This is a genomic window from Klebsiella sp. R390 (assembly GCF_051131745.1).
Lineage (GTDB): Bacteria > Pseudomonadota > Gammaproteobacteria > Enterobacterales > Enterobacteriaceae > Klebsiella.
This window is the reverse complement of the sequence record NZ_CP180445.1, coordinates 2,325,544-2,339,974: the sequence shown is the minus strand read 5'-3', so window position 1 is coordinate 2,339,974 and position 14,431 is coordinate 2,325,544. Positions and strand designations below refer to the sequence as shown.

At 55.7% G+C, this 14,431-nt stretch carries 13 protein-coding genes; 7 read left to right on the top strand and 6 right to left on the bottom strand.

Translation table 11 applies throughout. The features are described from left to right. Window positions 1-22: 22 nt before the first annotated feature. Window positions 23-304, bottom strand: a complete 282-nt coding sequence (locus ACMYSP_RS10890) for a YjcB family protein (RefSeq protein WP_123757762.1) — start codon at window positions 302-304, stop codon at window positions 23-25. A 486-nt stretch (window positions 305-790) separates the two neighbouring features. Here ACMYSP_RS10890 and ACMYSP_RS10885 point away from each other — a divergent pair, with 486 nt between their 5' ends. Next, window positions 791-2,374, top strand: coding sequence for an EAL domain-containing protein (locus tag ACMYSP_RS10885; RefSeq protein ID WP_434586764.1), 1,584 nt, complete (start codon window positions 791-793; stop codon window positions 2,372-2,374). 4 nt (window positions 2,375-2,378) lie between these two features. Here ACMYSP_RS10885 and soxS read toward each other — a convergent pair whose 3' ends face one another. Then, window positions 2,379-2,708 (bottom strand): superoxide response transcriptional regulator SoxS, encoded by a 330-nt coding sequence (gene soxS / locus ACMYSP_RS10880; protein ID WP_123757764.1) that lies wholly within the window; start codon window positions 2,706-2,708, stop codon window positions 2,379-2,381. An 84-nt stretch (window positions 2,709-2,792) separates the two neighbouring features. Here soxS and soxR point away from each other — a divergent pair, with 84 nt between their 5' ends. From soxR to ACMYSP_RS10860, 4 genes are all read left to right on the top strand, one after another. Next, window positions 2,793-3,254 carry a redox-sensitive transcriptional activator SoxR gene (gene soxR / locus ACMYSP_RS10875; RefSeq protein ID WP_123757765.1) on the top strand — a complete coding sequence of 154 codons (462 nt, stop codon included), beginning with the start codon at window positions 2,793-2,795 and terminating at the stop codon, window positions 3,252-3,254. Between the two features lie 258 nt (window positions 3,255-3,512). Then, entirely contained in the window at window positions 3,513-4,178 is a 666-nt protein-coding gene (locus tag ACMYSP_RS10870) for a glutathione S-transferase family protein (RefSeq protein WP_434586762.1), read from the top strand. 389 nt (window positions 4,179-4,567) lie between these two features. Beyond that, entirely contained in the window at window positions 4,568-5,917 is a 1,350-nt protein-coding gene (locus tag ACMYSP_RS10865) for an NCS2 family permease (protein WP_434586760.1), read from the top strand. A gap of 348 nt (window positions 5,918-6,265) precedes the next feature. Beyond that, on the top strand, window positions 6,266-7,912 hold the full coding sequence (locus ACMYSP_RS10860) for a Na+/H+ antiporter (protein WP_123757767.1): 1,647 nt from the start codon (window positions 6,266-6,268) through the stop codon (window positions 7,910-7,912). Window positions 7,913-7,961: 49 nt separating this feature from the next. Here the strand turns inward: ACMYSP_RS10860 and ACMYSP_RS10855 are convergent, their stop codons facing one another. Further along, entirely contained in the window at window positions 7,962-8,843 is an 882-nt protein-coding gene (locus ACMYSP_RS10855; RefSeq protein WP_434586759.1) for a LysR substrate-binding domain-containing protein, read from the bottom strand. A 103-nt stretch (window positions 8,844-8,946) separates the two neighbouring features. Here ACMYSP_RS10855 and ACMYSP_RS10850 point away from each other — a divergent pair, with 103 nt between their 5' ends. Further along, window positions 8,947-9,357, top strand: a complete 411-nt coding sequence (locus ACMYSP_RS10850) for a CidA/LrgA family protein (protein WP_434586758.1) — start codon at window positions 8,947-8,949, stop codon at window positions 9,355-9,357. Next, the gene (locus tag ACMYSP_RS10845) at window positions 9,350-10,039 is read left to right on the top strand and encodes an LrgB family protein (protein WP_434586757.1); all 690 of its coding nucleotides are present in this window, start codon (window positions 9,350-9,352) and stop codon (window positions 10,037-10,039) included. The genes ACMYSP_RS10850 and ACMYSP_RS10845 overlap by 8 nt, the downstream gene beginning before the upstream one ends. 32 nt (window positions 10,040-10,071) lie before the next feature. On the opposite strand, the gene actP is transcribed toward ACMYSP_RS10845, so the two are convergent. The 3 genes from actP to acs all read right to left on the bottom strand — a co-directional run bounded on the left by actP (window position 10,072) and on the right by acs (window position 14,172). Further along, window positions 10,072-11,721 (bottom strand): cation/acetate symporter ActP, encoded by a 1,650-nt coding sequence (gene actP / locus ACMYSP_RS10840; RefSeq protein WP_434586756.1) that lies wholly within the window; start codon window positions 11,719-11,721, stop codon window positions 10,072-10,074. Next, on the bottom strand, window positions 11,718-12,032 hold the full coding sequence (locus ACMYSP_RS10835; RefSeq protein WP_434586755.1) for a DUF485 domain-containing protein: 315 nt from the start codon (window positions 12,030-12,032) through the stop codon (window positions 11,718-11,720). The genes actP and ACMYSP_RS10835 overlap by 4 nt, the downstream gene beginning before the upstream one ends. 181 nt (window positions 12,033-12,213) lie before the next feature. After that, window positions 12,214-14,172 carry an acetate--CoA ligase gene (acs, locus tag ACMYSP_RS10830; protein ID WP_434586754.1) on the bottom strand — a complete coding sequence of 653 codons (1,959 nt, stop codon included), beginning with the start codon at window positions 14,170-14,172 and terminating at the stop codon, window positions 12,214-12,216. Between the last annotated feature and the right edge of the window lie 259 nt (window positions 14,173-14,431).

Here is a 14,431-nt window from a genome sequence, read left to right as displayed (position 1 = left end):
TTGCCGTAAGATGGCCTGACAATCAAGTCATGACCATCGGCCATTGCGGCGGCGTTTGACTCATGACGTCAATCATTACGTCTTTGATATTGCCCCAGATTTTAGCGACATCCAGCAGTGTGATACCCAGCAGGCCGGTGGCGAACCAGCAGGCCGCAGCCAGACCAAGACAGCTGCAAATGACGGCTAAACCGGCATAGTCACTTTTACGCAGCTGAATGTTCATCGAGCTGGCTAAAAACATCAATACCGCGCTCACCAGCGGCCAGCGTAACAATATGACACTGGTAGTAATGGAAGCCATCAACCTCATCCTCAAAAAATCGGGTGCCTTTGACAACCTGGCGAGACTGACGATGACGTGGCGCTCTGGCTATCTTTAGGCAATCAGGGGAGTAATGAAACAGTGTTCTTGTTTCATCAAGTTGTGTGAACTATATCACATTTGATGTTTTATTCACCAGTCCAAAATGCGCGTTTTTTTATCTGTTTTTAAACCATGCCATTGCTGTGGTTATTGGCGGGGTATCTGACTGCTTATTGATAAACGTTATCTGCGGTTTTTATGATTTATTCTCGCCAATAATACGAATAAACCGAATTACTGGGTGGTCGTGCTCGCATAATGTCGAGAAAGTTTCTCGAATGCCCGCGAACTTAGTATTATTCATCATTATTGACGATGGGGTTTTTACCCCAACTGGCTGATTGCTAAAAATAGTCACTGCTGTAAACAATGGGTGTGATCTTTTACCGTGATTAAGGCATATCGCATGGATAAACAACGGAAATGAATCGTCGCACGCTGCGCAAGCCTTTGCGAATATTGGGCCTCGCCCTGGTGGTCTTACTGCCCATCGTTCTGGCGCTGTGGTTTGCTCAACTGAGAGCGAAAGCGGAAACCGCCGATCGACTTCGTTCGTTCTCACAGCTGGCGCTGCAAAAAACGGAGCTGGTGGTTGATGAAGTGGAGCTGGCACGTAAAAAAGCCTTGCAGTATACGGGGACACTGTGTTCTCCCGAGCATCAGCAATATATGCTGGGCATTGTGCGCAGTCTGCTTTACGTCGATGATTTAATTTACGCTGACGGGACGCAGTTTGATTGTTCCACTTCGGTTCATCCGAAAACCCCGTGGCGAACACCGGCGGCAAATTATACAAAAGCGCCCGATGTCGCCATTTACTATTATCGGGATACGCCTTTCTACCCTGGTTTTGCCATGACCTATATGCAAAAAGGGCACTACGTCGCGGTTATTAATCCCCTGTCCTACAGCTCCCTAATATCCAGCGATAAAGATTTAGCCTATGGCTTGTTCGATACCAAAACCAACCTCTTTTTTTCTACCAGCAAAAATGCTGATGCCGAGTTGTTGCACAGCCTGGTAGGGCACGACGGGACCTTATTCCGCCAGGATAATCGGGTTTATACCGTGGCGCGATCCACCATTCGCCCCATCGCGGTGATCATGTCCACCTCGTACGCCAGTTATTACCAGGTCTTTTTTGATCAGCTCACCGTCACGCTACCGCTGGGCTTTATTTGCAGCATCCTGATTTTACTGGTCTGGTCACGAACTCGTAAGCAATACGATTCACCGCGCAATATGCTGCAGCGGGCACTAAACCACCGGCAGTTGCGCCTGCACTATCAGCCCATTATCGATATTCAACATAACCGCTGCGTGGGGGCCGAAGCGCTGCTGCGCTGGCCGGGCTGTGAGGGGCCGGTGATGAGTCCGGCGGAGTTTATTCCGTTGGCGGAAAGCGAAGGGATGATCGCCCAGATTACCGACTATGTGGTGGATGAACTGTTTGCCGAGCTGGGCGAGTTTCTCTCCCGGCATCCCCATCTGTATATCGCCATTAACCTGTCGGCCACGGATTTTTACTCATCAAGGCTCATCGCCAGAATCAGTGAAAAGGCCAGCAGCTACGCGGTGAGTATCGACCAGATTAAAATTGAAGTGACCGAGCGCGGGTTTATCGACGTGCACAAATCCATGCCGGTGATCCAGGCCTTCCGTGACGCCGGGTATGAAATTGCCATTGATGATTTTGGCACCGGTTATTCAAACCTGCACAATCTCCACCTGCTGAACGTGGATATCCTCAAGATCGATAAGTCGTTTATCGATACGCTGACGACCAATAGCACCAGCTACATGATCGTCGAACATATTATTGAAATGGCGCGCAGCCTGCATTTAAAAACCGTTGCCGAAGGGGTGGAAACGATAGAGCAGGTGAACTGGCTACGACAGCGTGGCGTGCAGTATTGCCAGGGCTGGCACTTTGCCAAAGCGATGCCGCCGCAGGAGTTCAGGCTGTGGCTGGCGAACGCCCCCAGCCGGCTCTGCCCCTGCGTCTGAACGGTCAGGCAGAGATCTGATGGCGGTAGTCGCTGGGGGTACGATCGAACTCCCGGCGGAACACCCGTGAGAAGGTCTGCTGCGACACATATCCGAGGTCCATCGCAATATCAAAGATCGGCCGCTGCGTCGTTCTCAGCGCTTCCGCGGCCATCAGCAGCCGGCGCTGGCGGATGTAATCACCCAGCGTTTGATGCATCACGGCACGGAACATCCGCTGAAGATACCATTTCGAGTAACCCGATTTTCTGGCGACTACATCAATGTTAAGTGGTTGATCGATATGTTCATCAATCCATTCAATAAGCGTTTGGATAATATCCTGATGGGACATAAAGCGGCCTCTCTCAATTCTCGATTCGTCGTTTTGTCTGTGGGCGAGTATAATTCCTCAAGTTAACTTGAGGTAAAGCGCTTTATGGAAAAGAAATCGACCCGCATTAAAATGCTGCTGACCCCAGGCGAGGTGGCAAAACGTACCGGCGTTGCCGTCTCAGCGCTGCATTTCTACGAGAGTAAAGGGCTGATTCACAGCCAGCGTAATACCGGCAATCAGCGGCGCTATCGACGCGACGTGCTGCGCGCGGTGGCGATCATTAAAATTGCCCAGCGTATCGGGATCCCGCTGGCGACCATCGGTGATGCGTTTGGCGTATTGCCGGAGGGGCATAACCTGAGCGCCAAAGAGTGGAAGCAGCTCTCATCGCAGTGGCGGGAAGAGCTGGATCGCCGCATCCATACCCTCACCGCGCTGCGCGATCAACTGGACGGTTGTATTGGTTGCGGTTGCCTGTCACGACGCGACTGCCCGTTGCGTAATCCAGGCGATAAACTGGGTGAAGAGGGGACTGGGGCGCGACTGCTGGAAGATGACGTATAAAAACTAAAGCGCCACAACAGGGCGCTTTAGTTGTTTTCCGGTCTTTGTCTTTGACTCTATCCTACTGGTTCGCAGGAGGGTTTCCCCCGACGTCGACTCCCCTCAGTATTGCGCAAGATGTTGATGGAGGTTCCGGATTGCGTCGACAATTTAATTGTGGCACAGCCCCGTCATTTCACCGGTTTATTTCGCCGAAATTTTTCCGCCAATCGCCGTCAGTTCCTATAGTTAATTCGAACAACTGACGGGAGAGTCTCCATGCTGACGGTACATCATCTCAATCAATCGCGATCGCAGCGGGTGCTGTGGGCGCTTGAAGAACTCCAGCTGCCTTATCGCATGGTTAGCTACCAGCGGCAAAAGAACATGCTGGCGCCCCCGGAATTGAAAAAGATCCACCTGCTTGGCAAATCGCCGGTGGTGGAAGATAACGGCTACGTGCTGGCGGAGTCGGGCGCCATTCTGGAATATTTGCAGGAAACCTACGATAGCGAACAGCAGCTCAGGCCGCAGGAGACCGCCGACAAACTGCAATATCGCTTCTGGCTGCATTATGCCGAGGGCTCGCTGATGCCGCTGTTGCTGATGAAGCTGGTTTTTGCCAGCCTCGGTAAACCACCGATCCCTCTTGGCATGCGAACGCTGGGTAACGCACTGGGCAAGGGCGTACAGAAAGCCTGGCTGGACCGACAAATTGCCACGCACGCCCACTATATAGAAGATCATCTCGCCAGCCGACCGTGGTTTGCGGGGGCAGCGCTGAGCATGGCCGATATCCAGCTCAGTTTTCCGGTGATGGCGCTGCTGGCCCGCGGTGGCATCGGCGATTTGCCGCACATCAGGCGTTGGGTGCAGCAGGTGGAACAGCGTCCGGCCTGGCAGCGGGCAATTGAGCGCGGTGGTCCGTTCACCTTGCCGGAGTGAAGTAGTGATTTTTGTGATGACCGCGAGAAATTGCTATCAGCGCAATACAAAAATGTTACCGGATTGCGCATGGACGACAACGTTTGCGCATCGGCTGATTATTTCGTGAGCATCATAAGCAAAATTTAGCGAATTAGCGTAAACATCTGTTGAAAAGGCCCATCTAATGGCTGGATAATCGTTTGCTTTTTTATTTTGCTCGCTATTTACCTCTGTTCTGGGGGGAGCAAATTCATTCTGACCACCGTATTGCATGCGCGGAGTTAAACGTTTGCTTTTTGCAGCCCCCCTGGCGCTGCGAAGTAGCACAAGGAGATCGCGTTTAACTGGCAGTGGATGGTCCACCACGTATGCAGACAAACGATAAAAATTTTCAGGGGACGTTTTCTATGTCTACGCCTTCAGCGCGTACCGGCGGTTCACTTGACGCCTGGTTTAAAATTTCAGCTCGTGGCAGCTCCGTTCGTCAGGAGATTGTCGCCGGTCTAACCACCTTTCTGGCGATGGTGTACTCGGTTATTGTCGTCCCAGGTATGCTGGGGAAAGCCGGGTTCCCTCCGGCCGCGGTGTTTGTTTCCACCTGTCTGGTCGCAGGCGTCGGCTCTCTGGTGATGGGACTGTGGGCGAACCTGCCGTTGGCAATCGGTTGTGCTATCTCGCTGACCGCTTTTACCGCCTTCAGCCTGGTGCTGGGACAACACATCAGTATCCCGGTGGCGCTGGGCGCCGTATTCCTGATGGGTGTACTGTTTACGGTGATTTCTGCTACCGGCATTCGTAGCTGGATCCTGCGCAATTTGCCGCAGGGCGTTGCGCACGGTACCGGGATTGGTATCGGCCTGTTTCTGCTGCTGATCGCCGCTAACGGCGTGGGCCTGGTCATTAAAAACCCGCTGGACGGTCTGCCGGTTGCGCTGGGTAACTTCGACAGCTTCCCGGTGATCATGTCGCTGGTGGGGCTGGCGGTGATTATCGGCGTTGAAAAACTGAAAGTGCCGGGCGGTATCCTGCTGACGATTATCGGCGTCTCGATTGTCGGCCTGATTTTTGACCCGAACGTTCACTTCTCCGGTATTTTCGCGATGCCTTCGCTGAGCGATGACAAAGGCAACTCACTGATTGGCAGCCTGGACATTATGGGCGCGCTGAATCCGGTGGTACTGCCTAGCGTTCTGGCGCTGGTGATGACCGCGGTGTTTGATGCGACCGGTACCATTCGTGCGGTAGCGGGTCAGGCAAACCTGCTGGATAAAGACGGGCAGATTATTAACGGCGGCAAAGCGCTGACCACCGACTCCCTGAGCAGCGTGTTCTCCGGCGTGGTCGGGGCAGCACCGGCGGCCGTGTATATTGAATCGGCGGCAGGTACTGCGGCAGGCGGCAAAACCGGCCTCACCGCGGTGACCGTTGGTGTGCTGTTCCTGCTGATCCTGTTCCTCTCCCCGCTCTCTTACCTGGTCCCTGCGTATGCCACGGCACCGGCGCTGATGTATGTCGGCCTGCTGATGCTGAGCAACGTTGCCAAAATCGACTTCAATGATTTCGTCGATGCGATGGCGGGTCTGATCACCGCGGTCTTTATCGTGCTGACCTGTAACATCGTGACCGGCATTATGATCGGTTTTGCCACCCTGGTGATTGGCCGTCTGGTCTCTGGTGAATGGCGTAAGCTGAACCTGGGCACCGTCATCATCGCCGCGGCGCTGGTGATCTTCTACGCCGGCGGTTGGGCTATTTAAGCTTTTCTTGCGGTCAACGGGCGGCTCAGGCCGCCCGTTTTATTTTTAAGCCACATCCGGTTTCCTTTTGCGTTAATCTGAGTAGCGTATCATCCAAAGACATGACGTCTCAGGTGTATACCCGTCATACTTCAAGTTGCATGAGCGTTGGCTGGCCCCGTTATTCGGCTCATCCATGAGCCTCACCCTTATCAGGGCCGCTGCTCGCAGCGTTCAAATCTGTTCCAGACAGATTTGTCACCCCAGTCACTTACTTCAGTAAGCTCCTGGGGATTCCCTGCGTCGCCGCCTGCCTGCAACTCGAATTATTAGGGTATAAAATAATAAAATGTAGCGAACAGGGAACACATGGAAATATTCTTCACCATACTCATCATGACCCTCGTGGTCTCGCTTTCCGGGGTGGTTACACGCGTACTGCCCTTCCAGGTTCCACTCCCGTTAATGCAGATCGCCATTGGTGCGATGCTGGCGTGGCCGACCTTTGGTCTGCACGTTGAATTTGACCCCGAACTCTTCCTGGTCCTGTTTATCCCGCCGCTGCTGTTTGCCGACGGCTGGAAGACGCCGACCCGCGAATTTATTGAGCACGGCCGGGAAATCCTCGGGCTGGCGCTGGCGCTGGTGCTGGTGACGGTGGTGGGCATCGGCTTCCTGATTTACTGGATTGTTCCGGGTATTCCGCTGATTCCGGCATTTGCGCTGGCGGCGGTGCTGTCACCGACCGATGCCGTCGCGCTGTCGGGCATTGTGGGTGAGGGACGCATCCCGAAAAAAATTATGGGGATCTTGCAAGGCGAGGCGTTGATGAACGATGCCTCCGGCCTGGTCTCGCTGAAATTTGCCGTCGCCGTGGCGATGGGGACGATGGTCTTTACCGTCGGCGGCGCGACAGTCGAATTCCTGAAGGTGGCTATCGGCGGCATCCTGGCCGGTTTTGTGGTCAGTTGGCTGTACGGGCGCTCGATGCGTTTTCTCAGCCGCTGGGGCGGTGACGAGCCTGCCACACAGATTGTCCTGCTGTTCCTGCTGCCGTTTGCCTCCTACCTGATCGCTGAACATATTGGCGTTTCCGGGATCCTGGCGGCGGTCGCGGCGGGGATGACCATTACCCGTTCCGGGGTGATGCGCACGGCACCGCTGGCAATGCGTCTGCGTGCGAACAGCACCTGGGCGATGCTGGAGTTCGTGTTTAACGGCATGGTGTTCCTGCTGTTGGGCCTGCAGCTGCCGGATATTCTGTCGACCTCGCTGGTGGCGGCCGAAGCGGACCCTAACGTTGAAACCTGGATGCTGTTTACCGACATCATCCTGATCTATGCCGCGCTGATGCTGGTGCGTTTTGGCTGGTTGTGGACGATGCGTAAATTAAGCCAGCGCTTCCTGAAAAAGAAACCGATGGAGTTTGGTTCATGGACCACTCGTGAGCTGCTGATCTCCTCCGTCGCCGGGGTGCGCGGGGCGATTACGCTGGCCGGTGTCCTGTCGATTCCGCTGCTGCTGCCGGACGGTAACGTCTTCCCGGCACGTTATGAACTGGTCTTTCTGGCGGCGGGGGTGATCTTGTTCTCGCTGTTTGTCGGCGTGATTGCGCTGCCGATTCTGCTGCGCCATATCGAGTCGAGCGACCATGTCCAGCAGCGTAAAGAGGAGCGACTGGCCCGCGCGGCGACCGCCGATGTCGCTATTGTCGCTATTCAGAAAATGGAGGAGCGACTGGCGGCGGATACCAAAGAGAATATCGATAACCAGCTGCTGACCGAGGTTAGCTCCAGGGTCATCGGTAACCTGCGCCGCCGCGTAGACGGACGTAACGACGTCGAAACCTCGATCCTCGAAGAGCAGCTTGAACGCCGGTTCCGTCTGGCGGCGCTGCGTTCGGAGCGCGGGGAGCTGTATCACCTGCGTGCGACCCGGCAGATCAGCAATGAGACGCTGCAGAAACTGCTGCACGATCTGGACCTGCTGGAAGCGCTGTTAATCGAAGATCAGTAATACCGCACCCGTTCCCCGGTGGCGCTACGCATGCCGGGGCTACGGGAGCTTATTCCAGCCAGAACGCCTTACTGCACTCCAGCCACGCCTGGGCGCTGTGCGACAGATAAACCCCTTCCCGCCAGATCATCCCCAGTTCCCAGTGCAGTTCACTCTGCAACGGTATCCAGCAAAAATCCTGCGCATCGAGGCGTTCACAGATTGGCTGCGGCAGGATCGCCACGCCAATGCCCGCCTGCACCATCGCCGCCAGGAAATCCCACTGGCCGCTGCGCACCGCGATACGGGGCTTCACATCATGATAGGTAAACAGCGCCATCAGCTGGCGGCTGAGGGCGAAATCTTCGTTATAAATCACCAGCGGATGAGCCGCGAGCGCCTCCGGTGACAGCGAGTTAACCTGCGCCCATTGCTCTGTCCTTGGGGTCAGCACGCACAGCGGGTGGTTGAACAACGGCAGGGTGCTCAGGCCACTGTTCTCGTCAACCGGCAGCGCTGTCATCGCAAGATCCAGCTCGCCGTTGCTCACCGCCTGCTGCACCGTCAGGCCGCCGAATTCCGAAATCTTCAGTTCGACGCCCGGGTAGCGCTGGCGAAACTGGCTGATAGGCTCGGCCATCAGCATCCCCACCATCGGCGGGATCCCCAGTCTCAGGACGCCCTTGTGGAGATGGTTAATATCGCTCAGCTCCGATTCCAGCTGATGAAACTCACCCAGAATTGCCTGTCCGCGTTCAAAAACCACCCGTCCGGTGTCGGTGAGCAGGAGCTTGCGACCATCGCGAATCAACAGGGTGCAGTTCAGCTCATCTTCCAGATTTTTGAGCATCTTGCTGATCGTGGGTTGCGTCACAAACAGTTTTTCCGCAGCGCGGGTAAAACTCTGCTGGCGCACCACTTCGACAAAATAGCGCAGCGTTCGGATATCCATAATTATTCCCAGAGACTATACCTGTGATGATTTTAATTCATTTCTGTCCGTTCCGGCGGCTCTCTATACTGCACACCTCGCTTCTTTTTCAGGAATTTCGCTCATGGCCTTCGCGCCAGCTCGTGTGACCCCCCTCGTTGTACAACGCCTTCAGGTACCCGTTCAGGTGCTCATCTATGCCGGAATGTTTGTCTGCGCTGACTATTTAGTGAACTGGCTGCATCTGCCCCTGCCGGCGAATCTGGTCGGTATGCTGCTGCTGCTGGCGTTAATCGTCTGCCGGGTGATCCCATTAAACTGGGTGCGGGCAGGCTCCCGCTGGCTGCTGGCAGAGATGCTGCTGTTCTTCGTTCCGGCGGTGGTGGCGGTGGTGAATTACACCCAGTTACTGATGGTGGACGGCTGGCGAATCTTCCTGGTGATTGCCCTGAGTACCCTGATGGTGCTGGGGGCCACCGCGTGGGTGGTGGATAAAGTGTATCGCTATGAAATCAGCAGGATGAAGCATGAGTAATTTTCAACTGAGCCTGCTGTGTCTGATCGTCACGCTGGTGCTCTATTTCGCCAATAAGCGCCTGTATCGTCGTTTTCACAAGCTGCCGTTGATGCCGCTGGTTTTTACCCCGCTGCTGCTGGTGCTGATCCTGGTTTTTGGCCACATTTCTTATCAGAACTATATGGGCGAAGCCCACTGGCTGTTATGGCTGCTGGGGCCGGCGACTATCGCGTTTGCGGTCCCGGTGTATGACAACCTGGCGGTGATTAAACGTCACTGGATGTCGCTGAGCGCCGGGGTGACTACCGCGGTGGTTGTGGCGGTGACCAGCTCGGTCTGGCTGGCCCGGCTGTTGACCCTGCCGGATGAGATCCAGCGCAGCCTGGCGGTCCGTTCGATCACCACGCCGTTTGCGCTGGCGGCGGCCAAACCGATTGGCGGCCAGCCGGAGCTGGTGGCGCTGTTTGTGGTGATTACCGGCGTGTTTGGTATGGCGGTGGGCGATGTGCTGTTTATGCGGCTCGCCATTCGCGGCGGGATGGCAAAGGGGGCAGGATTCGGTGCGGCGTCTCACGGAGCGGGTACCGCGCGTTCATATGAGCTAGGGCCACAGGAAGGGGTCGTCGCCAGTCTGGTGATGATGCTGTCCGGCGTGGTGACGGTGCTGGCAGCACCGCTGGTCCGTCTGCTGATGTTTTAATTTCCCCGGCCATGCGGCCGGGGAAGGTCAGGTTAGTGCGCCTGCCCGCGTTCGATACCGATACCGGTCTGCGAACGGATAAACTGCGCGCGGAACTGCTCGCGCTCGCGCATCCCTTCGGCAGAGTTGTCGGTAGCGGAGAAGAACCAGATACCCACAAAGGCGATGGCGATAGAGAACAGCGCCGGATATTCATACGGGAATATCGCCTTTTCATGACCGAGGATCTGCACCCAAATTGTCGGGCCGAGGATCATCAGGATAACCGCCGTTAACAGCCCCAGCCAGCCGCCGACCATCGCACCGCGAGTGGTGAGCTTCGACCAGTACATCGACAGCAGAATGATCGGGAAGTTACAGCTGGCAGCAATCGAGAAGGCCAGACCCACCATGAAGGCGATGTTCTGGTTTTCGAACAGGATCCCCAGCAGAATCGCCACCACTCCCAGCAACAGCACGGTGATTTTTGACACCCGCAGTTCGTCACGCTCGCTGGCACCTTTGCGGAAGACGTTGGCGTACAGGTCGTGAGAGACCGCCGATGCGCCTGCCAGGGTTAAGCCCGCGACCACCGCCAGAATCGTGGCGAAGGCGACGGCGGAAATAAAGCCAAGGAACAGATTGCCGCCTACCGCGTCAGCCAGGTGGACCGCCGCCATGTTATTGCCGCCAATCAGCACGCCCGCCGAGTCTTTGAACGCCGGGTTTGCCCCGACCAGCATGATCGCGCCAAAGCCGATAATAAAGGTCAGAATATAGAAATAGCCCATAAAGCCGGTAGCGTAGAACACGCTTTTCCGCGCCTCACGCGCATCGCTCACGGTGAAGAAACGCATCAGAATATGCGGCAGACCGGCGGTACCAAACATCAGTCCGAGGCCCAGCGACAGCGCGGATATCGGATCTTTCACCAATCCACCCGGGCTCATGATGGCCGCCCCTTTCGGGTGTACCGCCATGGCTTCGCTGAACAGATTATTGAAGCTGAAGCCGACGTGTTTCATGACCATAAAGGCCATAAAGCTGGCGCCGCACAGCAGCAGAACCGCTTTGATAATCTGCACCCAGGTGGTGGCAAGCATGCCGCCGAACAGGACGTAGAGCACCATCAGCACGCCAACCAGCACCACCGCCACGTGATAGTTCAGGCCGAATAGCAGCTGGATAAGCTTGCCTGCGCCAACCATCTGCGCAATCAGATACAGCGCCACCACCACCAGCGAACCGCAGGCGGAGAGGGTACGAATTGGCCCCTGTTTCAGGCGATACGAGGCGACGTCGGCGAAGGTGTAGCGCCCGAGGTTACGCAGGCGTTCGGCAATCAGGAACAGAATAATCGGCCAGCCGACCAGGAAGCCAAGGGAGTAAATCAGCCCGTCGTAGCCGGAGGTGTAGACCAGCGCAGAAATACCGAGGAAGGAGGCCGCCGACATAAAGTCGCCGGCAATCGCCAGCCCGTTCTGGAAACCGGTGATATTACCGCCCGCCGTGTAATAGTCGTTGCGCGAGCGTACCCGTTTTGAGGCCCAATAGGTGATATACAGCGTGAGGGCGACAAAAATCAGGAACATGATGATCGCCTGCCAGTTTGTCGGCTGACGCTGCACCGCACCGGAAATAGCGTCAGCGGCACTCACGGAAAAAGGGAGTGTGGCGGCAATCGCCGTCAGGACTTTCTTCATGATGCGTGCACCTCGTTAATCACACTTTTCGTCAGGCGATCAAACTCACCATTTGCCCGCCAGACATAGATCCCGGTCAGTACAAAAGAGATAACGATAACGCCGATGCCAATAGGAATGCCTCGGGTGACGCTGGTGCCGGCATGCAGCGGCGTGCCGAGCCAGCCAGGGGCGAAGGCGATGAGCAAAATAAAGCCCACATAGATAACCAACATAATCAGTGACAAGATGGCGGCAAACCTTTGCCGGGTAGCAACTAACTCCCTGAAATGCGCACTATCTTCTATCCGCTGACAAATTTGTTCATTCATTACAGCGTCTCCAGAGGTATCCCTTTTGTCATCCACACGCCATTCAGCGGCAGCACTTATCCGCCCGGCAGCGCGCTGTCGGGAAGAGGGGGGCTTGCGCTGTCCTGCTACGTGGAATCCTTAGGGGCTATTATTTATGTCCTCTCCCCTGAAGGGGAGAGGGTGTAGGGAATGCGTTGGTTTATGACGGCATGGCGATGGCCTGCTTCTCTTCGAGCAGTTTTTCCACCACGCCCGGATCCGCCAGGGTTGAGGTATCGCCGAGGTTACTGGTATCGCCCGCGGCAATTTTGCGCAGAATACGGCGCATGATTTTACCAGAGCGGGTTTTCGGTAATGAATCGGTCCAGTGCAGCACATCCGGCGTGGCCAGCGGGCCAATCTCTTTACGAACCCAGTTGCGCACTTCGGCATACAGTTCTGGCGTCGGTTCTTCACCGTGATTCAGCGTCACGTAAGCGTAAATCGCCTGGCCTTTAATGTTATGTGGAATGCCGACCACTGCCGCTTCGGCAATTTTCGGGTGCGAGACCAGCGCCGATTCGATTTCCGCGGTGCCCAGGCGGTGGCCGGAGACGTTCAGCACGTCATCCACGCGCCCGGTGATCCAGAAATAACCGTCTTCGTCACGACGCGCGCCGTCGCCGCTGAAATACATATTCTTGAAGGTGGAGAAGTAGGTCTGTTCAAAGCGCTCGTGGTCGCCAAACAGCGTGCGTGCCTGACCCGGCCAGGAATCGGCGATTGCCAGGTTGCCTTCTGTCGCACCTTCCAGCGGAGTACCTTCGTTATCGACCAGCACCGGCTGCACGCCGAAGAAAGGCCGCGTGGCGGAGCCGGCTTTCAGCTCGATGGCCCCCGGCAGCGGGGTAATCATGAAGCCACCGGTTTCGGTTTGCCACCAGGTGTCCATCACCGGGCATTTTTCATTGCCGATCTTTTTCCAGTACCACTCCCAGGCTTCCGGGTTAATCGGCTCGCCGACGGAACCCAGAATACGCAGGGAAGAGCGGTCTGTGCCTTCGATTGCCTTATCACCTTCCGCCATCAGCGCACGGATCGCCGTCGGCGCGGTGTAGAGGATATTGACCTTATGCTTATCGACCACCTGACACATCCGTGCCGGGGTTGGCCAGTTTGGCACGCCTTCGAACATCAGGGTGGTGGCGCCGCAGGCCAGCGGGCCGTACAGCAAATAACTGTGACCGGTGACCCAGCCCACATCGGCGGTGCACCAGTAGATCTCGCCAGGATGGTAGTCGAAGACGTATTTAAAGGTGGTGGCCGCATAGACCAGATAGCCGCCGGTGGTGTGCAGCACCCCTTTCGGCTTGCCGGTGGAACCGGAGGTATAGAGGATGAACAGCGGGTCTTCGGCATTCATCTCTTCCGGCTGATGATCCGCGCTGGCTTGCTCAATCAGATCGCTCCACCACAGGTCGCGATTTTCCTGCCAGTCGATTTTGCCACCGGTGCGTTTGAGGACCACGACATGCTCGATAGTGGTGACGTTCGGGTTTTTCAGCGCGTCATCGACGTTTTTCTTCAGCGGGATCGCACGACCGGCACGCAGGCCTTCGTCAGCGGTGATCACCAGGCGAGAGCTGGAATCGATAATGCGCCCGGCGACCGCCTCAGGGGAGAAACCACCGAAGATCACCGAATGGATGGCGCCGATACGGGCGCAGGCCAGCATAGCGACGGCCGCTTCCGGCACCATGGGCATATAGATGGCGACAACATCGCCCTTTTTAATACCGAGATTGAGCAGGACGTTAGCAAAACGGCACACGTCGCGATGCAGTTCACGATAGGTAATGTGTTTGCTTTGGCTGGCGTCGTCGCCCTCCCAGATAATTGCGGTCTGGTCGCCGCGTTCGGCCAGGTGGCGATCGAGACAGTTCGCTGCGAGGTTCAGGGTGCCGTCTTCATACCATTTGATGGAGACGTTGCCGGGCGCGAACGAGGTGTTCTTCACGCGGGTATAGGGCTGCATCCAGTCAAGGATTTTGCCTTGCTCACCCCAGAAACTCTCGGGGTCAGTAATCGATTGTTGATAGTTTGCCTTGTACTGTTCCGGGTTAATCAGGCAGCTGTCCGCAATGTTAGCGGGAATAGAATGTTTATGTATTTGGCTCATGGCTTTTTTTCTCCTTTAGATTGTTAAATATATGTCAAGTAAACGTTAATTGTAGGGGCTTTAGCGGCTTTGTTTGCTATTTGGGGGGCAGATCACGCATTAATTCAACTGAATGAAAATCAATCAAATGAAACTTTGAAGTGGAATAATTTCGCTGATGTATTTATAGAAATTGAATTTATGAAAATTTTTTTATAACAAATACTTATGCAATATAAGTGGGGAAAGTTCGTGAATTTATGCACAAAACCAGCGGAAA

Coding starts and splice junctions, on each gene's coding strand:
- ACMYSP_RS10890 (WP_123757762.1), bottom strand. CDS start 304: ATGGCTTCCATTACTACCAGTGTCATATTGTTACGCTGGCCGCTGGTG.
- acs (WP_434586754.1), bottom strand. CDS start 14,172: ATGAGCCAAATACATAAACATTCTATTCCCGCTAACATTGCGGACAGC.
- ACMYSP_RS10860 (WP_123757767.1), top strand. CDS start 6,266: ATGGAAATATTCTTCACCATACTCATCATGACCCTCGTGGTCTCGCTT.
- soxS (WP_123757764.1), bottom strand. CDS start 2,708: ATGTCCCATCAGGATATTATCCAAACGCTTATTGAATGGATTGATGAA.
- ACMYSP_RS10885 (WP_434586764.1), top strand. CDS start 791: ATGAATCGTCGCACGCTGCGCAAGCCTTTGCGAATATTGGGCCTCGCC.
- ACMYSP_RS10870 (WP_434586762.1), top strand. CDS start 3,513: ATGCTGACGGTACATCATCTCAATCAATCGCGATCGCAGCGGGTGCTG.
- actP (WP_434586756.1), bottom strand. CDS start 11,721: ATGAAGAAAGTCCTGACGGCGATTGCCGCCACACTCCCTTTTTCCGTG.
- ACMYSP_RS10855 (WP_434586759.1), bottom strand. CDS start 8,843: ATGGATATCCGAACGCTGCGCTATTTTGTCGAAGTGGTGCGCCAGCAG.
- ACMYSP_RS10850 (WP_434586758.1), top strand. CDS start 8,947: ATGGCCTTCGCGCCAGCTCGTGTGACCCCCCTCGTTGTACAACGCCTT.
- soxR (WP_123757765.1), top strand. CDS start 2,793: ATGGAAAAGAAATCGACCCGCATTAAAATGCTGCTGACCCCAGGCGAG.
- ACMYSP_RS10835 (WP_434586755.1), bottom strand. CDS start 12,032: ATGAATGAACAAATTTGTCAGCGGATAGAAGATAGTGCGCATTTCAGG.
- ACMYSP_RS10865 (WP_434586760.1), top strand. CDS start 4,568: ATGTCTACGCCTTCAGCGCGTACCGGCGGTTCACTTGACGCCTGGTTT.
- ACMYSP_RS10845 (WP_434586757.1), top strand. CDS start 9,350: ATGAGTAATTTTCAACTGAGCCTGCTGTGTCTGATCGTCACGCTGGTG.